The 22,754-nt window shown below is 54.8% G+C and carries 21 protein-coding genes; 11 read left to right on the top strand and 10 right to left on the bottom strand.

Annotated elements, in window-relative coordinates; genetic code table 11:
- Positions 1 to 117 precede the first annotated feature (117 nt).
- From hofQ to V6E55_RS09065, 5 genes are read right to left on the bottom strand one after another with little or no spacing between them, the layout of a single operon-like run.
- On the bottom strand, positions 118 to 1,341 hold the full coding sequence (hofQ, locus tag V6E55_RS09085) for a DNA uptake porin HofQ (RefSeq protein WP_410493443.1): 1,224 nt from the start codon (positions 1,339 to 1,341) through the stop codon (positions 118 to 120).
- Positions 1,268 to 1,672 (bottom strand): HofP DNA utilization family protein, encoded by a 405-nt coding sequence (locus V6E55_RS09080; RefSeq protein ID WP_114979355.1) that lies wholly within the window; start codon positions 1,670 to 1,672, stop codon positions 1,268 to 1,270. The genes hofQ and V6E55_RS09080 overlap by 74 nt, the downstream gene beginning before the upstream one ends.
- Entirely contained in the window at positions 1,662 to 2,123 is a 462-nt protein-coding gene (locus tag V6E55_RS09075; protein WP_316942653.1) for a HofO family protein, read from the bottom strand. Before V6E55_RS09075 ends, V6E55_RS09080 begins: the two co-directional genes overlap by 11 nt.
- Before the next feature lie 3 nt (positions 2,124 to 2,126).
- The gene (locus tag V6E55_RS09070; protein WP_316942652.1) at positions 2,127 to 2,606 is read right to left on the bottom strand and encodes a PilN domain-containing protein; all 480 of its coding nucleotides are present in this window, start codon (positions 2,604 to 2,606) and stop codon (positions 2,127 to 2,129) included.
- Positions 2,603 to 3,379, bottom strand: a complete 777-nt coding sequence (locus tag V6E55_RS09065; protein ID WP_316942651.1) for a DNA utilization protein HofM — start codon at positions 3,377 to 3,379, stop codon at positions 2,603 to 2,605. Before V6E55_RS09065 ends, V6E55_RS09070 begins: the two co-directional genes overlap by 4 nt.
- A gap of 120 nt (positions 3,380 to 3,499) precedes the next feature.
- Between V6E55_RS09065 and mrcA the strand changes: the two genes are divergently transcribed.
- A complete protein-coding gene (mrcA, locus tag V6E55_RS09060) occupies positions 3,500 to 6,052 on the top strand; it encodes a peptidoglycan glycosyltransferase/peptidoglycan DD-transpeptidase MrcA (RefSeq protein ID WP_316942650.1) in 2,553 nt (850 codons plus the stop codon).
- 80 nt (positions 6,053 to 6,132) lie between these two features.
- Here the strand turns inward: mrcA and nudE are convergent, their stop codons facing one another.
- Positions 6,133 to 6,693, bottom strand: coding sequence for an ADP compounds hydrolase NudE (gene nudE, locus V6E55_RS09055; RefSeq protein ID WP_114979350.1), 561 nt, complete (start codon positions 6,691 to 6,693; stop codon positions 6,133 to 6,135).
- Between the two features lie 325 nt (positions 6,694 to 7,018).
- On the opposite strand from nudE, the gene V6E55_RS09050 reads away from it, so the two are divergent.
- The 5 genes from V6E55_RS09050 to pckA all read left to right on the top strand — a co-directional run bounded on the left by V6E55_RS09050 (position 7,019) and on the right by pckA (position 13,155).
- A complete protein-coding gene (locus V6E55_RS09050; RefSeq protein WP_114979349.1) occupies positions 7,019 to 9,154 on the top strand; it encodes an intracellular growth attenuator family protein in 2,136 nt (711 codons plus the stop codon).
- 66 nt (positions 9,155 to 9,220) lie between these two features.
- Positions 9,221 to 9,904: a GMP/IMP nucleotidase gene (gene yrfG, locus V6E55_RS09045; RefSeq protein WP_049007368.1), complete on the top strand. Its 684-nt coding sequence runs from the start codon at positions 9,221 to 9,223 to the stop codon at positions 9,902 to 9,904.
- A complete protein-coding gene (gene hslR, locus V6E55_RS09040; RefSeq protein ID WP_316942648.1) occupies positions 9,901 to 10,302 on the top strand; it encodes a ribosome-associated heat shock protein Hsp15 in 402 nt (133 codons plus the stop codon). Before yrfG ends, hslR begins: the two co-directional genes overlap by 4 nt.
- Positions 10,303 to 10,325: 23 nt before the next feature.
- Positions 10,326 to 11,204 carry an Hsp33 family molecular chaperone HslO gene (gene hslO / locus V6E55_RS09035; protein ID WP_023309492.1) on the top strand — a complete coding sequence of 293 codons (879 nt, stop codon included), beginning with the start codon at positions 10,326 to 10,328 and terminating at the stop codon, positions 11,202 to 11,204.
- Between the two features lie 331 nt (positions 11,205 to 11,535).
- Positions 11,536 to 13,155: a phosphoenolpyruvate carboxykinase (ATP) gene (pckA, locus tag V6E55_RS09030; RefSeq protein ID WP_316942646.1), complete on the top strand. Its 1,620-nt coding sequence runs from the start codon at positions 11,536 to 11,538 to the stop codon at positions 13,153 to 13,155.
- A gap of 98 nt (positions 13,156 to 13,253) precedes the next feature.
- Here the strand turns inward: pckA and envZ are convergent, their stop codons facing one another.
- Positions 13,254 to 14,600, bottom strand: a complete 1,347-nt coding sequence (envZ, locus tag V6E55_RS09025) for a two-component system sensor histidine kinase EnvZ (RefSeq protein ID WP_023309494.1) — start codon at positions 14,598 to 14,600, stop codon at positions 13,254 to 13,256.
- Positions 14,597 to 15,316: an osmolarity response regulator transcription factor OmpR gene (gene ompR / locus V6E55_RS09020; RefSeq protein ID WP_001157751.1), complete on the bottom strand. Its 720-nt coding sequence runs from the start codon at positions 15,314 to 15,316 to the stop codon at positions 14,597 to 14,599. The genes envZ and ompR overlap by 4 nt, the downstream gene beginning before the upstream one ends.
- Positions 15,317 to 15,549: 233 nt before the next feature.
- Here ompR and greB point away from each other — a divergent pair, with 233 nt between their 5' ends.
- The 5 genes from greB (at position 15,550) to feoC (ending at position 21,529) form a co-directional block, all read left to right on the top strand.
- The gene (greB, locus tag V6E55_RS09015; protein WP_022649631.1) at positions 15,550 to 16,023 is read left to right on the top strand and encodes a transcription elongation factor GreB; all 474 of its coding nucleotides are present in this window, start codon (positions 15,550 to 15,552) and stop codon (positions 16,021 to 16,023) included.
- Positions 16,024 to 16,109: 86 nt separating this feature from the next.
- Entirely contained in the window at positions 16,110 to 18,440 is a 2,331-nt protein-coding gene (locus V6E55_RS09010) for a Tex family protein (protein ID WP_316942645.1), read from the top strand.
- A 265-nt stretch (positions 18,441 to 18,705) separates the two neighbouring features.
- Positions 18,706 to 18,933, top strand: a complete 228-nt coding sequence (gene feoA, locus V6E55_RS09005; protein ID WP_010436417.1) for a ferrous iron transporter A — start codon at positions 18,706 to 18,708, stop codon at positions 18,931 to 18,933.
- A 30-nt stretch (positions 18,934 to 18,963) separates the two neighbouring features.
- Positions 18,964 to 21,282: a Fe(2+) transporter permease subunit FeoB gene (gene feoB / locus V6E55_RS09000; RefSeq protein ID WP_316942644.1), complete on the top strand. Its 2,319-nt coding sequence runs from the start codon at positions 18,964 to 18,966 to the stop codon at positions 21,280 to 21,282.
- A 10-nt stretch (positions 21,283 to 21,292) separates the two neighbouring features.
- Positions 21,293 to 21,529, top strand: coding sequence for a [Fe-S]-dependent transcriptional repressor FeoC (gene feoC, locus V6E55_RS08995; protein WP_114979343.1), 237 nt, complete (start codon positions 21,293 to 21,295; stop codon positions 21,527 to 21,529).
- Positions 21,530 to 21,562: 33 nt separating this feature from the next.
- On the opposite strand, the gene V6E55_RS08990 is transcribed toward feoC, so the two are convergent.
- Both V6E55_RS08990 and bioH read right to left on the bottom strand, forming a co-directional pair.
- Positions 21,563 to 21,832, bottom strand: coding sequence for a YdgH/BhsA/McbA-like domain containing protein (locus tag V6E55_RS08990; protein ID WP_316942642.1), 270 nt, complete (start codon positions 21,830 to 21,832; stop codon positions 21,563 to 21,565).
- A gap of 111 nt (positions 21,833 to 21,943) precedes the next feature.
- Positions 21,944 to 22,717, bottom strand: a complete 774-nt coding sequence (gene bioH / locus V6E55_RS08985; RefSeq protein ID WP_316942641.1) for a pimeloyl-ACP methyl ester esterase BioH — start codon at positions 22,715 to 22,717, stop codon at positions 21,944 to 21,946.
- Positions 22,718 to 22,754: the final 37 nt, after the last annotated feature.

Genomic DNA, 22,754 nt, shown 5'->3' with positions numbered 1-22,754 from the left:
ATAAGGTAATAAGACGTAAGTCCAACTCAAATCGGTACTCCTTGTATGCTAATTCATGCCCCACGTCAAACATCTGCAACAAACTGAATGCAAAATCATTGCGGGGATCGTTACCCGTCAGTGAATACCGACCAGACGTGGTGTAATAAACACCACTAACTCACGTCGTTCGTTGTCTTTTCCATCATGACGAAAAAGCTGCCCAATCCAGGGGATGCGACCCAGCCCCGGCACGCTGTCGCTGCCTGTTTTGTTCTTCTGCGAGAAAATTCCACCCAGCGCCAGTGTTTCTCCGCTTTTTACCTCCACCTGTGTTTCGATCTCTTGTTTGTCGATCGCCAGCGTTTCACCATCAGCCTGCTGCAGCACCTGCCCCGGCATATTCTCACTGATGTGTAATTTCAGACGCACACGTCCACCAGGCAATACCACGGGAGTCACCTCCATCCCTAATACCGCCTCTTTGAATTCCACAGAGGTCGCCCCGCTTTCACCGCTTGAGACCTGATACGGGATCTCACTCCCCTGTTTGATGCTGGCCGGTTGCATATGCGAGGCCAGCAGTCGCGGGCTGGCGATGATATCAACCTGCTGTTTTTGCTCCAGTGCAGACAACTCCAGATCCAGCAGCCGACCATTAATTCGCCCGATATTAAAACCCACGTGGCTGGTAGCGCTGGCCACGGAAAGATCGCTGCCAAGCGTCGTGACGTGTCCGACCTTGCCCGCGTCGGTGGCGTCGGCGAGATTCCACTTCACTCCCAGCTCACGCAGGCTTTTTTCATTAATGGTCACGATATGCGCCGCCAGCTCAACCTGCTCGACGGGAATATCCATTTGGGCGGCCCAGCGCTGTAGCATCTCCAGCACCGTCTGATTATCCCGAACCAACAGGCGGTTAGTGCGCTTGTCGAGTGATAAACTCCCCTTTGGGCTCAGGAGTTTTTCGGCTGCTTTTTGTAACTCCCCGGCATCAGCGTAAGAAAAAGAGAGACTCTGTGAGACCAGTGGTGCATCCAGCTGCCGGCGCGTCCGCTCCTGCTCTGAACGCTCCCGCTGTTCGCGCTGCCAGGCCGCGGTATGGACATAAAAAATGCCACCCTCCTCTCGTAAAACGAGCCCGGCGCTGTTGACCACCGTCTGTAGCGCTTGTCGCCAGGGGACGCGCGTCAGGTTAAGTGAAAGCGTGCCGCTAACATCAGGTGATATCACCAGATTACGGTTCTCCTGCGCGAAAAGTGCCTGTAGCACCTGAACCACAGGAACATCATCCACCACCAGCGTGACGGGTTTTGGTACGGTGGCCCACAGCGGATGGCAGAACGCCAGCAGCAACAGCATTATCCTTAAGTTCATTTTTAATCGTTCCTTCTCGTTGCCACGTCCATTGTCCAGGTTCACATGTGTCACCCACATCAACAACCAGTGCTGACTCATTGATGGCTTTTACCTGCCAGCCCACCGGGAAGCGCTGATGCGTTTTCAGGCGATACCAGCGCTTTTGCCCATCCTGTAAGATGCCAACCGTTTCATGACCCGCCACCATACCGCGGTAGTGCCACTGCACCAGTTGACCACTACTGCAAGGATCGTCCGGCGGGCGAAACGGATCGCGCATGCCGGTCAATGTCAGCACCGAACAAACCAGCAAGCAACGCGCACTATTTCTCATGATCCGACTCCAGCTCCAGCCGCAGGCGTAACAACGCATCCTGTGGCGCAATAGCGAAAGCAGCGACCTGCACATCCCGCTGCGCCAGCAGAGAAAAAACGGTCGGGATCGCCGGCCATTCAGCATCCAGCGTCAGTTCTCCTCCCCTTTGCGACGGCTTCCAGTGAACCAATTTCACACCGTTCCCCTGAAAATCGAGCGGTGAAAAGGGCTGCATCTTCTGCAATTCCCTGGGTTCCGGGTTAAAAGGTATCTTACTGGCTGCGGGCCATAGCGATGCATTAGCCCGCGCATCCTGCATCAATTGCCGCTGGAGTTCAGCACACAGCCTGTCTACTGGACGGAGCAAGGTGCTCCATCCAGCCAGCCCGGCAAAGAGAATACTCAGACACCAGCAAAGCACCCGATGCCATGGACGGTTTTCGCACCAGCGTTCCAACAGGGTGTCCACACGTTACCTCTCACTTTTCAGATTAAATGTGAACATCCAGTGTCCCTGGCTATCCTGGCGAATCTCCCCTGCGGGTCCTGTCGTGAACCCGTCGAGTTGTCCAGGTACATCACGCAGCGCAGAAAGGGCTGGCAGAGTAGTGGCATACCCGATAAGCATCAGAGCGGGAGGCTGATAACGCAGTTCTGTCAGCCAGACCTGCGACGGAATGACGCTGGCAAGTGATTCCAGCACCGGTTGCCACGCGTGTCGTTGACGTTTCAGTGCAGGCATCGGCGTCTGGCGAGACATAAGTGCGTGACGCACGGACTGCATTCCCGCCAGTTCAGCTCGCAGAGCGTGCAGTCTCACCTGGTGGTTTATCCTCAGACCGAAAATGACCATCAGCATCACCAGCCATGCGCCGACAAACATCGCGCCCCAGAAACGCAGGCATCGCGCCCTCCTTTGCTGTCGCCACGGCATAAAGTTCGTCATGTTCACTCAGGAACCTCGCTCATGGCTAACGCCAGCGCGACGGTGTAATCAGCACCGCAATCCGGTAGAGGGGCATGGCAGCGATCCAGGGTTTCCCATGGGTCACGTAGGCTATCGAACAGCGCGATATTGCCTGGGCTCAGGGCCAGCAGCGCCGCCAGTTCCGTCGCGTTTGCAGCTTCTGTGGTAAAGCGGCGTCCCCACTGGTGGCGCATAGCCCAAAGCCACTGATGTTCATCTCGCCAGGCGACGCAATGCGCCGGGGCAACTGCGGGAAGAAGGTTCGCCAGTGCGCTGGCATCCGGGGTAATCGTCACCAGCCGCAAACGTAGCGTTTTCGCCAGCGCCAGGAGAGTTTCAACCTCTTTGTTTTGTGCAGCGGTAACATGAAATGTGTTGCTGAACGTGTCCTGCACGTAATCGAAACAGAGCGTTTCTGCTGGCATCTCCAGTTCGCGAGAGAGCGCCGCGCCCAGCCATGAAAGTTGCTCACTGTCGCGCAGCGCAATGCCCGGGCGGGGAAGTGACCGTTGCAGGGTGCGTCCTGCCGGGAAAGAGAGGAACACACGGTGGTGGTGCGGCAACGTCTTCCGCCAGTCGCGCAACGCGTCAACCAGCTGTTCTGGCTGGCAAATTTTACCTTCCCGAATAATGCCTTCGGCCAGAGAGATTGCCCACCAGCGACGCAAGCACCAGCCCGCTCTCTCCCGGGCCAATGCGATAATCAGCACCCTATCCTGTTGAATATGAACGCCCGTTTGCCATGTTTTGAAAGCCATGCTTCACGATCTCCTTATCGCCCGTCACCGTGACGGCTATATCAATGAATCAGGCTTGCCTTTATACTACCGCGCGATTGTTTAGAAACTGCCCAAGTGAAACCAAATGGGAAATCTCCGGTGAAGTTCGTAAAGTATTTATTCATCCTTGCAGTCTGTTGCATTCTGCTGGGAGCAGGCTCGATTTACGGTTTGTACAAATATATTGAGCCACAGCTACCTGATGTCGCCACGCTTCGCGATGTGCGACTCCAGATCCCGATGCAAGTCTATAGCGCCGATGGCGAGTTGATGGCGCAGTATGGCGAGAAGCGCCGTATTCCGCTGACCTTAAACCAAATTCCACCTGTTATGGTGAAAGCCTTTATCGCCACTGAGGACAGCCGTTTTTACGAGCACCATGGTGTCGATCCGATAGGGATTTTCCGTGCCGCAAGCATTGCGTTGTTCTCCGGTCATGCCTCTCAGGGGGCGAGTACCATTACGCAACAGCTGGCACGTAACTTCTTCCTCAGTCCGGAAAAGACGCTGATCCGTAAGATCAAAGAGGTGTTCCTTGCGATCCGTATTGAGCAGTTGTTAAGCAAAGACGAGATCCTTGAGCTGTACCTCAATAAAATCTATCTGGGTTACCGTGCCTATGGCGTGGGCGCTGCTGCACAGGTGTACTTTGGTAAACCAGTTGAGCAACTCAGCTTGAGCGAAATGGCAACCATCGCGGGTCTACCGAAAGCACCTTCCACGTTTAACCCGCTCTACTCGCTCGATCGCGCCACTGCACGTCGTAACGTCGTTCTGTCCCGTATGTTAAGCGAAGGCTATATCAGCCAGAGCGAGTACGACCAGGCGCGTAATGATGTCATTGATGCCAACTACCATGCCCCTGAGATCGCCTTCTCTGCCCCTTATCTGACCGAAATGGTTCGCCAGGAAATGGTGAATCGTTATGGTGACAAGGCCTATGAAGATGGTTATCGCGTTTACACCACTGTTACCCGCAAAGTTCAGCAAGCAGCTCAGGAAGCGGTGCGTAATAACGTGCTGGATTACGATATGCGTCACGGCTATCGCGGCCCGTCAAACGTGCTCTGGAAAGTGGGCGAAAGTGCGTGGGACAGCAAAAAAATCACCGCTACGCTGAAAGCGCTGCCAACCTATGGTCCGCTCCTTCCTGCCGTGGTGACTCAAGCCGATCCTCAGGAAGCCGTTGCAACGCTCGCGGACGGCACCTCCGTCTCCCTGCGTATGGATGGCATCCGTTGGGCGCGTCCATACCGTTCGGATACCCTGCAAGGCGCAACGCCGCGTAAAGTGACCGATGCGGTACAAACCGGACAGCAAATCTGGGTGCGCAAGGTAGGTGAGTCCTGGTGGCTGGCGCAGGTTCCGGACGTTAACTCGGCTCTGGTCTCCATTAATCCTCAGAACGGTGCGGTAATGGCTCTGGTCGGTGGGTTCGATTTTAACCAGAGCAAATTTAACCGTGCTACCCAGGCACTGCGTCAGGTCGGTTCCAATATCAAGCCGTTCCTCTACACTGCCGCGATGGATAAGGGCCTGACCCTCGCCAGCATCCTTAACGACGTGCCCATCTCTCGCTGGGATGCCGGTGCAGGTTCCGACTGGCAGCCGAAGAACTCCCCGGCGGAATATGCCGGCCCAATTCGTCTTCGTCAGGGTCTGGGACAGTCGAAAAACGTGGTGATGGTGCGTGCCATGCGCGCGATGGGCGTCGACTATGCTGCCGAGTATCTGCAGCGCTTCGGTTTCCCGGCGCAGAACATCGTTCGTACCGAATCTCTGGCGTTAGGCTCAGCCTCCTTTACGCCGCTTCAGGTTGCACGTGGATACTCGGTAATGGCCAACGGTGGCTTCCTGATTGATCCGTATTTCATCAGTAAAATCGAGAACGATCAGGGTGGCGTACTGTTTGAAGCGAAGCCGAAAATTGCTTGTCCTGACTGCGATATTCCGGTCATTTACGGCAATACGCCGAAATCTGACGTGCTTGAAAATAAGGACATGGAAGACGTCGCTGTGTCTCAGGAGCAGCAGAACGGCGTAGTACCGCAGCCGCAACTGGAACAGGCGAACCAGGCGCTGGTGGCGCAGACTGGTGCGCAGGAGTATGCCCCGCATGTGATCAACACGCCGCTGTCGTTCCTGATCAAAAGCGCACTGAACACTAACATCTTCGGTGAACCAGGCTGGCAAGGTACCGGCTGGCGTGCAGGACGTGATTTGCAGCGTCATGACATCGGCGGTAAGACAGGGACCACCAACAGCTCGAAAGATGCGTGGTTCTCCGGCTACGGCCCGGGTGTGGTGACCTCAGTCTGGATCGGTTTCGACGATCATCGTCGTGACTTAGGCCGTACAACGGCGTCAGGAGCGATTAAAGATCAGATTTCTGGCTACGAAGGCGGTGCGAAAAGTGCACAACCTGCCTGGGATGCGTATATGAAGTCTGTTCTTGAAGGTGTTCCGGAACAGCCGCTGACGCCACCGCCAGGCGTGGTGACAGTCAATATCGACCGCAGTACAGGCCAGCTCGCCAACGGCGGGAATAGTCGAGAAGAGTATTTCATCGAGGGCACGCAGCCAACCACACAGGCGGTGCACGAGGTGGGTACAGAGATTATTGATAACGGTGAAACGCACGAGTTGTTCTAAATATAAAAATGCCCGATAAAAATCGGGCAAAGCATCGTAGGCCGGGTAAGGCGAAGCCGCCACCCGGCTTTTTTTATGGCCTACAGTCGCCCCTGCCCCTTCAACCACTCACGAACCAGGAACAGCGCACTCACATTACGCGCTTCGTTAAAGTCCGGGTCTTCCAGCAAATCCATCAGGTGTGCTAACGGCCAGCGAACCTGCGGCAGTGGTTCCGGTTCGTCTCCTTCCAGCGATTCTGGATAGAGATCTTCAGCCACCACAATATTCATTTTGCTGGAAAAATAGGACGGTGCCAGGCTCAGTTTTTTCAGGAACGACAGCTCATTTGCACCAAAACCCACCTCTTCTTTCAGCTCACGGTTTGCCGCTTCAAAGACGGTTTCACCCGGGTCGATAAGTCCTTTCGAAAACCCGAGCTCGTAAGATTCCGTTCCCACAGCGTATTCGCGGATCAAAATCAGATGATCGTCGACAATGGGAACAATCATCACCGCTTCGCGCGCAGAGGGGCGCATACGCTCATAAACGCGACGCACACCGTTGCTGAACTCCAGATCCACGCTTTCGACATTAAACAGGCGCGATTTGGCGATAGTTTCAACATTCAGAATGGTGGGTTTTTGTAGTGGTTTGCTCATCTTGATGGGTCTTAGCAGTGAGAACGGGCTTTATTGTGCGATACGCCGCACGGTTTCGGCAATGTCAATCGTTCTTTATTTACATTTATGCAACGTAATAAAGATCAATCCTCAATTCAAAACAAATGTCAAGAGGTTGAAATGTTTCCAGGAATTTGCTGATATCGCGCCATAACAGGCTTTGCTATCATCATCGGTCACTGGGATGCGCTTCAGAATGCTCAAGTTCGACTCCATACTTGCCGATAGCCAACCACAGACTCTCATTCAATATTAAAGGTGCTACAGACTACACCTGTAAGAAGATAAGTAAGATGGGGAAAGCATGAGCACCATTTTGATTGTTCTCGCTGCTATGCTGGCCGGCGCATTGTTTGCAGGGTGGGTGTACAGGCGTCGCATACAACGCCGTTACCGGTTGCCTTTTTTAAATGCGTTCGCTGGCGCAACGACGCGTAAACTCACGCAAGACGAGCGCGATGCAGTTGAAAACTATCTCGAAACGCTGAACCGTTCTCAGTTAACCCCTGGGCCGACGGGAGCTACTACTGCGCCAGTCTCACTTAAGCTTAATGCGCAAAGTGATACCGTGCTGTGCCTGACGCGCTCCATCACGCGCTATGGCATCACCACCGATGATCCCAACAAATGGCGCTATTACCTTGATTCTGTCGAAGTACATCTGCCCCCTTCCTGGGAGCAATACATTACTGACGAAAACAGCGTTGAACTGATCCACACCGATTCACTACCTCTGGTCATCTCGCTTAACGGTCACACGTTAAGTGAATACCTTCAGGAAGCGCCTCGCTTTGCCCTGGAACGTGCAAGTTCAACCCAGGCTTCCATCCGTGGCGAAGAGTCAGAGCAGATCGAGCTGCTGAATATCCGCCAGGAGACGCATGAAGAATACGCCCTGAGCCGTCCGGATGGCATTCGTGAAGCCATCCTGATCGTTGCCGCTTTCCTGCTCTTTTTCTGCTGTCTGCTGACGCCGGATGTGTTTGTCCCCTGGCTGGCTGGCGGAGCGGTGTTACTGTTGGCTGCCGGGCTTTGGGGGCTTTTTGCCCCACCAGCAAAAACCTCGTTGCGAGAGATCCACTGCCTGCGCGGTACGCCGAAGCGCTGGGGTCTGTTCGGTGAAAACGATCAGGAGCATCTCAACAATATCTCACTCGGCATTATCGACCTTATCTACCCGCGCCACTGGCAACCATGGATTGCGCAGGATTTAGGACAGAAAACCGATATTGATATCTACCTTGACCGCCACGTTGTGCGTCAGGGGCGGTTTTTATCTCTGCATGACGAAGTGAAAAATTTCCCGCTCCAGCACTGGCTACGTAGCACGGTTATTGCCGGAGGCGCCGCGCTGGTCTTTGTCATGCTGCTGCTTTTCGTGCCGCTGGATATGCCCATCAAATTCACCCTGTCGTGGATCAAAGGGGCGCAAACCATCGAAGCGTCCAGCGTCAACAAACTGGATGAAGCCGGTGTGCGCGTAGGAGACACGCTGCGCCTGAAGGGAACCGGGATGTGTAATATTCACACCCCAGGGGCGTGGAATACGCGTCAGAATTCACCGTTCATGCCGTTCGATTGCTCGCAAATCATCTGGAACGACGCCCCACCGTTGCCGTTGCCGGAATCCGAAGTGGTGAATAAAGCCACCGCCCTCACTCAGACGGTCAACCGCCAGTTACATCCGAAGCCGGATGATGATTCGCGCGTCAGTCCTGCGCTGCGCTCAGCTATTCAGAAATCAGGCATGGTTCTGCTGGATGATTTTGGCGACATCGTACTGAAAACGAAGGATTTATGCTCCTCGCAAGACGAGTGTGTGCGTCTCAAAAACGCCCTGGTAAACCTGGGGAACAGTAAAGACTGGGACTCGCTGGTGAAACGTGCCGAAGCGGGTCGACTGGATGGCGTCAACGTGCTGCTGCGTCCGGTTAGCGCGGAATCGCTGGATAACCTGGTGGCCACCTCGACAGCACCGTTCATGATGCGTGAAACCACCCGTGCGGCTCAGGCGCTGAACAGCCCGGCACCGGGTGGCTTTGTCATTGTCAGTGATGAAGGTAGCGACCTGGTCGATCAACCTTATCCGCAGGTTGCGCTTTATGATTACCCGGCACAAGAGCAGTGGGGCCAATTTCAGCGCCTGGCGCAGATGCTGATGCAAACACCGTTCAGTGCCGAAGGGATCGTCACGAGTATTTATACTGATGCCAACGGTACCCGTCATATCGGCCTGCACCGGATGCCGGATAGCGCAGGTTTGTGGCGCTACATTGGTACTTCGCTGCTGATGTTAGCCATGTTGTTCTCTATCTTCTGGAACGGTTTTATGGCCCTGCGTCGCTACCAGCGCTCACGCACCCGGCTGGCTGACATCCAGCAGTATTACGAAAATTGCCTCAATCCTAAGCTGCTCCCCTCCTCTGAGAGCCTGATCTGATAACGTCCTCGCGCGACAAGATGTGCTACCCTGTCGCGCACGTTTCTTCTGGCTGGAGTACCCCTTATGCATCTTGATATCGCCTGGCAGGAGGTTGATACCGTTCTGCTGGATATGGACGGCACACTGCTCGATCTCGCCTTTGATAACTATTTCTGGCAAAAGCTGGTTCCGGAAACCTATGGCGAACAGCAGGGGATCTCCCCGGCAGAAGCGCAGGCATTCATTCGTTCGCAATATAGCGCGGTGCAGCATACGCTAAACTGGTACTGTCTTGACTACTGGAGCGAACGCCTCGGTTTGGATATTTGTGCCATGACTACCGCTCAGGGCCCACGCGCCGTGCTGCGTGAAGATACTGTTCCTTTCCTGGATGCACTGAAAGCCAGCGGCAAGCGCCGTATTTTGCTGACCAATGCGCATCCTCATAATCTGGCGGTAAAGCTGGAACATACGGGTCTGGCTTCACACCTTGATTTATTACTTTCTACCCACACATTTGGTTATCCGAAAGAGGATCAGCGGTTGTGGCACGCGGTGAAAGAAGAGACGGGATTGCAGCCCGAACGCACGCTGTTTATTGACGACAGCGAGCCCATTCTGGATTCCGCAGCCACCTTTGGCATTCGCTATTGTCTGGGGGTCACTAATCCTGACTCTGGTCTGGCTGAAAAAAGCTATCTGCGCCATCCTGGGCTGAATGACTATCGCCAGATGATCCCCTCACTCACCGTGAAGGAGACGCCATGAAAGAAAAACCCTCTGACGAGGTAAGACTGGATAAATGGCTGTGGGCAGCCCGTTTTTATAAAACGCGCGCCCTTGCCCGCGAGATGATTGACGGCGGGAAAGTGCATTACAACGGCCAGCGCAGTAAACCGAGCAAACTGGTTGAGTTGAATGCCACCCTGACGCTGCGTCAGGGCAACGATGAACGAACGGTGGTGATTAAAGCCATTACCGAACAACGACGGCCCGCAACCGAAGCCGTACTGCTTTATGAAGAGACGGCTGAAAGCATTGAAAAGCGTGAGAAAACCGCGCTGGCGCGCAAAATGAACGCGCTGACAATGCCACACCCGGACCGGCGGCCGGATAAAAAAGAGCGCCGCGATCTGATGAAATTTAAACACGGTGAGACTGAGTAACCTCACCCGCACGAGAGACTAAAATGGCCCAACACGACCAATTACACCGCTATCTGTTTGAACAATTCGCCGTGCGCGGCGAGCTGGTCACCGTATCCGAAACCTGGAAACAGATTCTGGAAAACCACAACTACCCGCTGCCGGTGAAGACCCTGTTGGGCGAACTGCTGGTTGCCACCAGCTTGCTGACGGCGACGCTGAAATTCGCGGGTGATATCACCGTGCAATTGCAGGGTGATGGCCCGATGACGCTGGCGGTGATCAACGGTAATAACCAGCAGCAGATGCGCGGCGTGGCACGCGTTCAGGGCGATGTACCTGAAAATGCAGATCTGAAAACGCTGGTGGGTAATGGCTACCTGGTGATCACTATCTCTCCAGAGGAAGGTGAACGTTATCAGGGCGTGGTCGGTCTGGAAGGCGATACGCTGGCGGCCTGCCTGGAAGATTACTTTATGCGTTCTGAGCAGCTGCCAACCCGTCTGTTCATTCGCACCGGTGAAGTGGACGGTCAGCCAGCTGCAGGTGGTATGTTGCTGCAGGTTCTGCCGGCTCAGGACGCGCAGACCAATGATTTTGAACACCTGGCGACGCTGACTGAAACCATCAAAGCGGAAGAGTTGTTCAACCTGTCGGCGACCGATGTGCTGTGGCGTCTGTATCACGAAGAAGAAGTGACCGTTTACGACCCGCAGTCAGTGGAGTTTAAGTGCACCTGTTCACGTGAACGCTGTGCTGGCGCACTGAAGACGCTGCCGGACGAAGAGATCGACAGCATCATGGCGGAAGATGGCGAAATTGATATGCACTGTGACTACTGCGGTACGCACTATGTGTTCAATTCGATGGATATCGCTGAGATCCGCAATAACGCCTCCCCGGCTGACCCACAGGTTCACTAGTACTTTCCCCTCTCCCCTTTGGGGGAGGGGTAAAATCCCCGCCCATGCTGAATCGTTTTCATAATGTAACTCTTACGTAATTTTCTTACGTGTATGCGATTACATTCACATTCCTTCCGATAATATCACCAGCCTTTAACCTTTTCGGAACATTTTCCCCAACCAAAAAGCGATTCCTGCGATAATCCGCCTGCCCTGTGACTGGAGTCGCAGCGTTTTCCGTTAGTAAGGGTTTTGTCCAGATGCGTAAATCTATGAGCCCCGTCGCGGTTAACAACCTCAGAAAAACCCTACAATTTCAGGCAGTACATATTGGCTAAGGAGCAGTGATATGCGTGTTACTGGTTTAACCCCGCAAGATCTCAAGGCTTATGGTATTAACGACGTCCAGGAAATCGTCTACAACCCCGACTACGATACGCTGTATCAGGAAGAGCTCAATCCAGCACTGGAAGGATACGAGCGCGGTGTGTTGACGAATCTTGGTGCTATCGCCGTCGATACCGGTATCTTTACCGGTCGTTCGCCGAAAGATAAGTATATCGTCCGCGACGAAACCACCCGCAATACGCTGTGGTGGGCTGACAAGGGCAAAGGGAAGAACGATAACAAACCGCTCTCCCCGGAGACCTGGCAGCATCTGAAAGGGCTCGTCACCCATCAACTTTCCGGCAAGCGTCTGTTCATTGTCGATGCTTTCTGTGGCGCAAACGCCGACACCCGTCTCTCCGTACGTTTTATCACCGAAGTGGCCTGGCAGGCGCATTTCGTGAAAAACATGTTTATTCGTCCAACCGACGAAGAGCTGAAGAATTTCACCCCGGATTTCATCGTGATGAACGGTGCGAAATGCACTAACCCACAGTGGAAAGAGCAGGGTCTGAACTCCGAAAACTTTGTTGCCTTCAACCTGACCGAGCGTATCCAGCTGATCGGTGGTACCTGGTACGGCGGCGAAATGAAGAAAGGGATGTTCTCCGTCATGAACTACCTGCTGCCGCTGCGGGGCATCGCCTCCATGCACTGCTCGGCTAACGTCGGTGAAAAAGGTGACGTGGCGGTGTTCTTCGGACTTTCCGGTACCGGGAAAACCACGCTGTCCACCGATCCGAAACGTCGTCTGATTGGCGATGACGAACACGGCTGGGATGACGACGGTGTATTCAACTTTGAAGGCGGCTGCTACGCGAAGACCATTCGCCTGTCTGAAGAGGCCGAGCCGGATATCTTCCACGCTATTCGTCGCGATGCGCTGCTGGAAAACGTCACCGTGCGTGCCGATGGCTCCATCGACTTCGACGATGCGTCGAAAACGGAAAACACCCGCGTCTCTTACCCGATCTATCACATCGACAATATCGTGAAGCCGGTGTCAAAAGCGGGTCATGCCACGAAGGTCATTTTCCTGACGGCGGATGCGTTCGGCGTGCTGCCTCCGGTGTCTCGCCTGACTGCCAGCCAGACACAGTACCACTTCCTCTCCGGTTTCACCGCCAAGCTGGCGGGTACCGAGCGCGGCGTGACTGAACCCACCCCAACCTTCTCCGCCTGCTTCGGCGCGGCATTCCTGTCGCTGCATCCGACGCAGTACGCTGAGGTGCTGGTAAAACGCATGCAGGCATCCGGTGCGCAGGCATACCTGGTGAACACGGGCTGGAACGGTACCGGCAAGCGTATCTCCATCAAAGATACGCGCGCCATTATCGACGCCATTCTGGATGGTTCTCTGGATAACGCTGAAACCTTCACGCTGCCAATGTTTGATCTGGCGATCCCAACAGAGCTGCCGGGTGTGGATACGCATATCCTCGACCCACGCAACACTTACGGTTCGCCGGAGCAGTGGCGCGAGAAAGCGGAATCGCTGGCGAAGTTGTTTATTGAGAACTTCGAGAAATACACCGATACCCCGGCGGGTGAAGCGCTGGTGAGTTCGGGACCGAAGCTGTAGGTAAAAGCAAAAAGGCAACGAAAGTTGCCTTTTTTAATGTTTTCTCCCTCTCCCTCCGGGAGAGGGCCGGGGTGAGGGCATCAGGCCGCACCCTTTTGTTAACTCTCTTTCACCTGTCCCCGCGTCACCGGCACCGGCAGCCAGGCGCGAATGCTCAACCCACCCCGCTCGCTGGTCCCAATCTCCAGCAACCCGTTATGGTTATCAATGATACGCTGCACAATCGCCAGACCTAAGCCTGTACCGCTGGTGCTGCGCGCGCTGTCACCACGAACAAATGGCTGGAACAGATGCTTACGCTGCTCAGGCTTGATGCCCGGACCATCGTCTTCCACCTGGAACCAGGCGCGGTTGAGTTCAGACCCGCTGCTGACTTTAATCCAGCCATTGCCGTAGCGCGCCGCGTTGACCACCATGTTCGCCACCGCGCGCTTAATGGAGAGCGGGTGCATGCGGACCTGGATCTCACCCGCCTGAAGGTCGGTATCAATCTCGCGCTCGTAGCCGCTTTCCGCCGCCACCACTTCGCCCAGCACCGCGTTCAGATCTGCCATCTCCATTGGCATCTCCTGCCCGGTGCGCAGGTAGTCGATGAACTGCTCAATGATGGCATTACACTCTTCGATGTCCTTGTTGATGGACTCGGCAAGATAGCCGTCCTCTTCCCCCATCATCTCCGTCGCCAGACGAATACGCGTTAGCGGCGTGCGCAGGTCATGGCTCACACCGGCCATCAGCAACGTACGGTCATCCGCCAGTTGCTTCACACCGGCCGCCATATGGTTAAACGCACGCGTCACCGAACGGACCTCAGAGGCACCATACTCACGCAATGGAGGAGGAATAATCCCTTTACCGACCTGCAGCGCAGCGTGCTCCAGGTCGACCAGCGGTCGGTTCTGTATACGGATAAACAACCAGGCTCCGCCTATCGCCAGCAGCATAATCGCCAGGGTATAGCGGAACAGCGGTGAGAAATCGCCCTGATGGATTTCGGTCAGTGGAACGCGCACCCAGATATTGGGTGACAGCCAGGTTTTCAGCCAGACAACAGGTGAGCTTTTGTTGACCTCGACGCGCACTTCCGTCGGGCCTCCGAGCTGCTGCGCCATCTGCTGGCTAAGGAATTCATAATGCTGCGCCCAGCGCAGGCCCGCGTCTTCCGCCGCTTCATTTGAGTAGAGCGAAATGCCCAGCTCACGGTAGATTTCACGACGGAAGGCAGGGGGGACAACCAGCTGCGTGCCATCCTCCAGTTGCAGTTTATCGGTCATCAGCATACGGACTTCGTACGCCAGAACCTTATTAAACTGCTGGAGGCTTGGCAGGATCGCAAAGTTCAGCACCACCAGATAGGTCGTCACCAGGCTGACGAACAGCAAGGTGACGATCAACAGCAGGGTGCGGGCAAACGAGCTTCGCGGTGAGAAGCGCATTCGCCTCATGCTTTAGAACCGTCCGGGACAAATACGTAGCCAAGACCCCAAACGGTCTGAATATAACGAGGATGCGCCGGATCTTCTTCCACCATGCGGCGCAGACGAGAGATCTGTACGTCGATGGAGCGTTCCATTGCGGAGTATTCGCGGCCACGCGCCAGGTTCATCAGCTTGTCACGGGACAGCGGCTCACGTGGGTGGCTAACCAGTGCTTTGAGAACGGCAAACTCGCCGCTGGTGAGTGGCATAGGTTCGTCTTCACGGAACATCTCGCGCGTGCCGAGGTTCAGCTTAAACTTACCGAAGGCAATAACAGCTTCTTCCTGCGATGGTGCACCAGGCAGTTCGTTTGCCTGACGACGCAGCACGGCGCGAATACGTGCCAGCAGTTCACGCGGGTTAAACGGTTTTGGAATGTAGTCGTCAGCACCAATTTCGAGGCCCACGATACGGTCAACTTCTTCACCCTTCGCCGTCACCATGATGATCGGCATCGGGTTGCTCTGGCTACGCAGACGACGGCAGATAGAAAGCCCATCCTCACCTGGCAGCATCAGGTCGAGCACCATCAGGTGGAAAGATTCACGGGTCAGCAGACGATCCATCTGCTCAGCGTTCGCGACGCTACGAACCTGGAAGCCCTGCTCGGTCAGATAACGTTCCAGCAGCGCACGCAGGCGCATGTCGTCATCCACGACCAGAATTTTGTAGTTCTCTTGCATTGTATTTACTCCCAAAGGTTCGGATAGTCTTTGTAACAGCGTATTCTAAAAAAGTGCACGTGTTCGACCAGCTAATTCTGGTATAAATTCTAGTCGAAATTGTTACAAAGCATATTTAACAGCAGCTTATCTGCACATTTCATCACATAAATCATTATTAATGCTGTCTGTTACGCTATGTGATACGTAATGTGCGCAAGGTTTGCAATGATGTCGAGTCTGAAGGTCACCCCATGAAAACGCCCCTGATCACCCGCGAAGGGTACGAAAAACTCAAAAAAGAGATGGATTACCTGTGGCGCGAAGAGCGTCCAGAAGTGACGAAAAAAGTCACCTGGGCTGCGAGCCTCGGCGATCGCAGCGAAAATGCTGATTATCAGTACAACAAGAAGCGACTGCGCGAGATCGACCGTCGGGTGCGCTATCTGACGAAATGCCTTGAGAACCTCAAAATTGTCGATTACTCCCCACAGCAGGAGGGCAAAGTGTTCTTCGGCGCATGGGTGGAAATTGAAAACGATAACGGCGATACCCTGCGTTTTCGCATCGTCGGCTATGATGAAATTTTTGGTCGTAAGGATTACATCTCTATTGACTCCCCTATGGCCCGCGCGCTGTTGAAAAAAGAAGTGGGCGATTTAGCCGTCGTTCAGACACCTGCCGGTGAAGCCAGCTGGTACGTCAATGAGATCGAGTACGTAAAATAGTCCGAGAGCGCCCTCCCCGGCTGGCATTTTGCCGTGTCAGCCCGTATAACTATCCCCTGATTTTTGACCCACAAGATGATAAAGCCATGATGAAAGATTCGCTCTGCCGCATTATTGCGGGTGAACTTCAGGCCAGGGCCGAACAGGTAGAAGCTGCCGTTCGCCTGCTTGATGAAGGGAACACCGTGCCGTTTATTGCACGTTATCGTAAGGAAGTCACCGGCGGTCTGGATGACACACAGCTGCGTAACCTGGAGACCCGTCTGGGTTATCTGCGCGAACTGGAAGAACGTCGTCAGGCGATACTCAAATCCATCGGCGAACAGGGTAAACTGAGCACCGAGCTGGAAAGCGCCATTAACGGCACCCTGAGCAAAACTGAACTCGAAGACCTCTATCTGCCGTACAAACCAAAGCGCCGCACGCGCGGGCAGATTGCGATTGAAGCGGGTCTTGAGCCACTGGCCGACCTGCTGTGGAACGAACCTTCCCACGATCCAGATACCGAAGCGGCGAAATTCATCGACGCTGACAAAGGCGTCGCGGACACCAAGGCTGCCCTCGACGGCGCGCGTTATATTCTGATGGAGCGCTTCGCCGAAGACGCCGCCCTGCTCGCCAAAGTGCGTGATTATCTGTGGAAAAACGCCCACCTTGTCTCGACCGTCGTCGCGGGTAAAGAGGAAGAAGGCGCGAAATTCCGCGACTACTTCGATCACCACGAACCCATTTCAACGACCCCGTCTCACCGTGCGCTGGCGATGTTCCGCGGCCGCAACGAAGGCGTGCTGCAGCTCTCCCTGAATGCCGACCCGCAGTTTGACGAGCCGCCGAAAGAGAGCCACTGCGAGCAGATCATTATCGATCACCTCGGCCTGCGCCTGAACAACGCCCCGGCGGACAGCTGGCGTAAAGGTGTGGTGAGCTGGACGTGGCGTATCAAAGTGCTGATGCACCTCGAAACCGAGCTGATGGGCACCGTGCGCGAGCGCGCCGAAGATGAAGCGATCAATGTGTTTGCCCGCAACCTGCACGATCTGCTGATGGCCGCCCCGGCTGGCCTTCGCGCCACCATGGGTCTCGATCCGGGTCTGCGTACGGGCGTAAAAGTGGCGGTAGTTGACGGCACCGGTAAGCTGGTGGCAACCGACACTATCTATCCACACACTGGCCAGGCAGCGAAAGCGGCTGTCGCTGTGGCGGCACTGTGCGAGAAGTACAACGTGGAGCTGGTTGCTATCGGCAACGGTACGGCGTCCCGCGAAACCGAACGTTTCTACCTCGACGTGCAGAAACAATTCCCGAAAGTAACGGCGCAGAAAGTGATCGTCAGTGAAGCGGGGGCATCCGTCTATTCCGCATCTGAACTGGCGGCGCAGGAGTTCCCGGACCTGGACGTTTCTCTGCGTGGCGCGGTCTCTATCGCTCGTCGTTTACAGGATCCGCTGGCAGAGCTGGTGAAGATTGACCCGAAATCCATCGGTGTGGGCCAGTATCAGCACGACGTAAGCCAGACTCAGCTCGCACGTAAGCTGGATGCGGTGGTGGAAGACTGCGTAAACGCCGTCGGTGTAGATCTGAACACCGCCTCCGTTCCCCTGTTGACCCGTGTTGCAGGCTTAACCCGCATGATGGCGCAGAACATCGTCGCCTGGCGTGATGAGAACGGTCAGTTCCAGAACCGTCAGCAGCTGCTGAAGGTGAGCCGTCTGGGACCAAAAGCTTTTGAGCAGTGTGCGGGCTTCCTGCGCATCAACCACGGTGATAACCCGCTGGATGCCTCAACCGTTCACCCGGAAGCTTACCCGGTGGTGGAACGCATTCTGGCCGCTACCCAACAGGCACTGAAAGACCTGATGGGAGATAACAGTGCGCTACGCAACCTGAAAGCCGCGGATTTCACCGATGATAAATTTGGTGTGCCAACCGTCACTGACATCATCAAAGAGCTGGAAAAACCGGGCCGCGATCCACGTCCTGAGTTCAAAACAGCGACCTTTGCCGACGGTATCGAGACCATGAACGACCTGCTGCCAGGCATGGTGCTGGAAGGTGCGGTGACCAACGTCACCAACTTTGGCGCGTTTGTGGATATCGGTGTGCATCAGGATGGTCTGGTGCATATCTCGTCCCTCGCTGACAAGTTCGTGGAAGACCCGCATACCGTGGTCAAAGCGGGCGATATCGTGAAGGTCAAAGTGCTGGAAGTGGATTTACAGCGCAAACGTATCGCCCTGACCATGCGTCTGGATGAACAACCAGGCGAAACCAACGCGCGCCGTGGCGGCAATGGTGGTGGTCGCGAGCAGCAGCGCCCGGCCGCTAAAGCCGCGAAACCGCGTGGACGTGATACGCAGCCTGCAGGCAACAGCGCGATGATGGATGCGCTGGCGGCCGCGATGGGTAAAAAACGCTAACCTCTCACCCTCTCCCCACAGGGGAGAGGGGATCTCGCAGTACGGTTTATTCTCTCACTCCTTTATTTAAACCAATAATTAGCACGCCATTAACAAATAGGCCGCTTCTCTCGTCGCCGCATATTCAGCAAATATTGAGCAAGGTCAAACAGGCCGTAAATTAATCCCGCAAACAACATTCCGTCACAGTTTTATTATTGCTGATACAAACTATTCTCATTATCATCGCATAGTAGATTATTTAACCTTCGTGGGATCAGGCATTATGCAATTCACTCCAGACAGTGCATGGAAAATTACCGGTTTTACCCGTGAAATTAGCCCAGCCTATCGGCAAAAGCTGCTGTCGCTGGGCATGCTACCCGGCTCGTCTTTCCAGGTCGTGCGCGTTGCCCCGTTAGGTGATCCCGTTCATATCGAAACCCGCCGCGTGAATTTGGTGCTGCGTAAGAAAGACCTCGCATTAATAGAAGTCGAAGCCTTATCTCAATAACAAGCCAGCGGTTTCAGTGAGTCTACTAAAATGAAAAAATTAACTATTGGCTTAATTGGTAATCCGAATTCCGGCAAGACCACGTTATTTAACCAGTTAACCGGAGCACGTCAGCGCGTGGGTAACTGGGCAGGCGTGACGGTTGAGCGTAAAGAAGGCCAGTTCACGACAACAGACAACCAGGTCACACTGGTTGACCTTCCGGGCACCTATTCCTTAACCACGATTTCGTCGCAAACTTCGCTCGATGAGCAGATTGCCTGTCACTATATTCTTGGCGGCGACGCGGATCTGCTGATCAACGTGGTCGACGCTTCCAATCTTGAGCGTAACCTCTATCTGACGCTGCAACTGCTGGAACTGGGTATTCCCTGTATCGTGGCGCTTAACATGCTCGACATTGCCGAGAAACAGAAGCTGCGCATCGACGTCGATGCTCTCTCCGCGCGTCTGGGTTGCCCGGTGGTTCCGCTGGTGTCGACGCGTGCTCGCGGGATTGATGCCCTGAAGCTGGCGATTGACCGTCATGCGGGAAATCGCGACGTTGAGCTGGTGCATTACGCACAACCACTTCTGCGCGAAGCCGGTCTGCTGGCAGAGGAAATGGACAAAAGCATGCCCGCAAAACAGCGTCTGTGGCTCGGCCTGCAAATGCTGGAAGGGGATATCTACAGCCGCGCATACGCCGGGCATGCAGCAGATAAACTGGATGTCACAATCGCCCGTCTTAGCGACGAGCTGGATGACCCGGCCCTGCACATCGCAGATGCACGTTATCAGGCTATCGCCTCGATTTGCGACGTTGTCAGTAACGCCCTCACGGCGGAACCGAGCCGTTTTACCGCTGCGGTAGACAAGATTGTGCTTAACCGTTTCCTGGGTTTGCCGATCTTCCTGCTGGTGATGTACGTGATGTTCCTGCTCGCCATTAACATCGGTGGCGCGCTGCAGCCTATTTTCGATGCGGGTTCCGTCGCGGTCTTCGTACACGGTATTCAGTGGGTGGGTTACACCCTGCACTTCCCGGAATGGCTAACCATTTTCCTGGCCCAGGGGATCGGTGGCGGTATCAATACCGTTCTGCCACTGGTGCCGCAAATCGGCATGATGTATCTGTTCCTCTCCTTCCTGGAGGATTCCGGTTACATGGCACGCGCGGCGTTTGTCATGGACCGTCTGATGCAGGCTCTTGGTCTGCCGGGCAAATCCTTCGTCCCGCTGATTGTTGGCTTCGGCTGTAACGTACCGTCGGTGATGGGCGCACGTACCCTGGATGCACCGCGTGAACGTCTGATGACCATCATGATGGCGCCGTTTATGTCCTGCGGTGCGCGCCTGGCCATCTTTGCGGTCTTTGCGGCAGCCTTCTTTGGTCAGCAAGGGGCGCTGGCAGTCTTCTCGCTGTACGTACTGGGCATTGTGATGGCGATCCTGACCGGCTTAATGCTGAAACACACCATTATGCGTGGCGAAGCATCACCCTTTGTCATGGAGCTGCCGGTCTATCACGTACCACATCTTAAGAGCCTGGTGATCCAGACCTGGCAACGCCTGAAAGGCTTTGTGCTGCGCGCGGGTAAAGTGATCGTCATCGTCAGTATTTTCCTGAGTGCACTGAACAGCTTCACCCTGAGTGGACAAGCAGCAGATAACATCAACGACTCTGCTCTTGCCTCTGTCAGCCGCGTCATCACGCCAGTCTTCAAACCGATTGGCGTGCATGAGGACAACTGGCAGGCGACCGTTGGCCTGTTCACCGGTGCGATGGCGAAAGAAGTGGTTGTCGGCACCCTGAACACGCTTTACACCGCTGAGAACATTCAGGAGCAGGAATTTAATCCGGCAGAGTTTCACCTCGGTAACGAACTGTTGGGTGCGGTAGAGGAAACCTGGCAGAGCCTGAAAGACACCTTCAGCCTGAGCGTACTGGCAAACCCCATTGAAGCCAGCAAAGGCGACGGTGAAATGGCGACGGGTGCGATGGGCGTGATGAGTGAGAAGTTTGGCAGCGAGTCCGCAGCTTACAGCTACCTCATCTTTGTCCTGCTCTATATTCCGTGCATCTCCGTGATGGGGGCGATTTCCCGTGAGTCCAGCCGTGGCTGGATGGGATTCTCCATTCTGTGGGGGTTAAACATTGCTTACTCGCTGGCGACGCTCTTTTACCAGACCGTTAACTTTAGCCAGCACCCGCGTTACAGCCTGGTCTGTATCCTGGCAGTTGTCCTGTTTAACGTATTAGTTATCAGTCTGCTACGTCGGGCACGCAGCCGTGTCGATATCGACCTGCTGGCAAACCGTAAAACCGCCGCCACTTGTTGCAGCAGCCCGGCGGGTGACTGTCACTAAGGAGTAAGCCATGGCATCGTTGATTCAGGTTCGTGATCTGCTGGCATTACAAGGGCGGATGGAGGCGAAACAGCTGAGCCTCAGCCTGAATACGCCGCAACCGATGATCGATGCCATGCTGGAAAGACTGGAAGCCATGGGGAAAGCCGTGCGGATTCAGGAAGAAGCGGAAGGTTGTCTCTCTGGCAGTTGTAAAAGCTGCCCGGAAGGTAAGGCCTGCCTCAGGGAGTGGTGGGCTTTGCGTTAATAAAGCCGGGCAGAGATGCCCGGCTTTATCGTATTACTTATAGACGTCCGCCGTTGCGCGCACGTTTTTTGTATCTTTATTTGCACTGGTTATCACGTAGTACGTCCCACCCAGTTCATCCGCTTTCTTCGACAGCTCACTTCTGGCGTCCATCGGCGCGGTAGTGTCAGACGTAGAAATCTCACCAATTTTGGTCAGATTCATCTCGGCAACTTTATCTTTTTCCAGCTCTTTTGCCGCAAAGACGCCAAATGAAAGTGACCCAATAACCAGAGAAGTGACAATACCTGTAACAAGTTTCATAGCCTGACTCTCCTTAGGATTGTTGTTTTGATTGTCGTAGGCAGAACCACCGCAACGACATCTGGAGTATGGTTGCGGTGTATGACTTTTTCCAGGCTGGATAGAAATTAATCAGTCTAAACGTTGACTTAACGCAACGAGCGCTGAACAAAACTCCGCCGGATGAGAGATAAACGGGGCATGCGCCGCTTTGGCAATAACCTGCGATTCACTTTCCGGCCAGAGCGAATCCAGCAATGGAACCACTTTCCGTGGAACCAGTCCGTCGAGGTAGCCATAGATACGCAGATGCGGCATCGTCAGCGCAGACAGCGGTTCACGCAGGTCAACCGTTTTCAGGATCTCAAGACCACCGTTAAGCACCTCAACATCCGGCATCGGCAGGGAAAGCACAGTCTGCTTCAGCGCTCTCGCATCCTGACGAGCGGTTTCGGTTCCCATCGTTTGCAATGCGAGGAACCGTTCAACGGTCCGCTGGAAATCTTCACTCAGTTGTTGCTGGAAGCCCGCCAGCACATCCGGTTTTATACCTGGCCACGACGCTTGTGCACTAAAACACGGCGACGAGGCTACGGTCACCAGCGCGCTCACGCGTTCAGGTCGGGTGAGCGCAATCTGGCTCGCCACCAGCCCGCCCAGGCTCCAGCCCAGCCAGATGGCGTTTTGTGGCGCGGCGGCCAGAACCTGCTGCGCCATCTCATCAAGCGACATAGGGCCAAAACCACGACTGCGACCAAAACCCGGTAAGTCCACCAGATGCAGCGTGAAATGCGAGGACAGTTCCTCGTTTATGCAATTCCATACTTCCGCATTCAGGCCCCATCCGTGCAGCAGCACAAGATGGCAATTTCCTGTCCCGACAGTCTGCCACCACAGCGTCTTCATCAGTTACTGTTCTCTTTATTTCACATGGAGGTTGCAC

Source organism: Enterobacter sp. 342 (assembly GCF_036663495.1).
Classification (GTDB): domain Bacteria; phylum Pseudomonadota; class Gammaproteobacteria; order Enterobacterales; family Enterobacteriaceae; genus Enterobacter.
Note: the sequence above shows the minus strand (reverse complement) of the source record. Positions and strands in the feature narration are given on the sequence as shown.

Bases quoted from the DNA above. Each gene is read 5' to 3' on its own strand.
- pckA (WP_316942646.1), top strand. From the start codon at position 11,536: ATGCGTGTTACTGGTTTAACCCCGCAAGATCTCAAGGCTTATGGTATT.
- ompR (WP_001157751.1), bottom strand. From the start codon at position 15,316: ATGCAAGAGAACTACAAAATTCTGGTCGTGGATGACGACATGCGCCTG.
- V6E55_RS09050 (WP_114979349.1), top strand. From the start codon at position 7,019: ATGAGCACCATTTTGATTGTTCTCGCTGCTATGCTGGCCGGCGCATTG.
- bioH (WP_316942641.1), bottom strand. From the start codon at position 22,717: ATGAAGACGCTGTGGTGGCAGACTGTCGGGACAGGAAATTGCCATCTT.
- V6E55_RS08990 (WP_316942642.1), bottom strand. From the start codon at position 21,832: ATGAAACTTGTTACAGGTATTGTCACTTCTCTGGTTATTGGGTCACTT.
- V6E55_RS09010 (WP_316942645.1), top strand. From the start codon at position 16,110: ATGATGAAAGATTCGCTCTGCCGCATTATTGCGGGTGAACTTCAGGCC.
- envZ (WP_023309494.1), bottom strand. From the start codon at position 14,600: ATGAGGCGAATGCGCTTCTCACCGCGAAGCTCGTTTGCCCGCACCCTG.
- feoA (WP_010436417.1), top strand. From the start codon at position 18,706: ATGCAATTCACTCCAGACAGTGCATGGAAAATTACCGGTTTTACCCGT.
- feoC (WP_114979343.1), top strand. From the start codon at position 21,293: ATGGCATCGTTGATTCAGGTTCGTGATCTGCTGGCATTACAAGGGCGG.
- V6E55_RS09065 (WP_316942651.1), bottom strand. From the start codon at position 3,379: ATGGCTTTCAAAACATGGCAAACGGGCGTTCATATTCAACAGGATAGG.
- V6E55_RS09080 (WP_114979355.1), bottom strand. From the start codon at position 1,672: ATGAGAAATAGTGCGCGTTGCTTGCTGGTTTGTTCGGTGCTGACATTG.
- hslR (WP_316942648.1), top strand. From the start codon at position 9,901: ATGAAAGAAAAACCCTCTGACGAGGTAAGACTGGATAAATGGCTGTGG.
- hofQ (WP_410493443.1), bottom strand. From the start codon at position 1,341: ATGCTGTTGCTGCTGGCGTTCTGCCATCCGCTGTGGGCCACCGTACCA.
- feoB (WP_316942644.1), top strand. From the start codon at position 18,964: ATGAAAAAATTAACTATTGGCTTAATTGGTAATCCGAATTCCGGCAAG.
- hslO (WP_023309492.1), top strand. From the start codon at position 10,326: ATGGCCCAACACGACCAATTACACCGCTATCTGTTTGAACAATTCGCC.
- greB (WP_022649631.1), top strand. From the start codon at position 15,550: ATGAAAACGCCCCTGATCACCCGCGAAGGGTACGAAAAACTCAAAAAA.
- nudE (WP_114979350.1), bottom strand. From the start codon at position 6,693: ATGAGCAAACCACTACAAAAACCCACCATTCTGAATGTTGAAACTATC.
- yrfG (WP_049007368.1), top strand. From the start codon at position 9,221: ATGCATCTTGATATCGCCTGGCAGGAGGTTGATACCGTTCTGCTGGAT.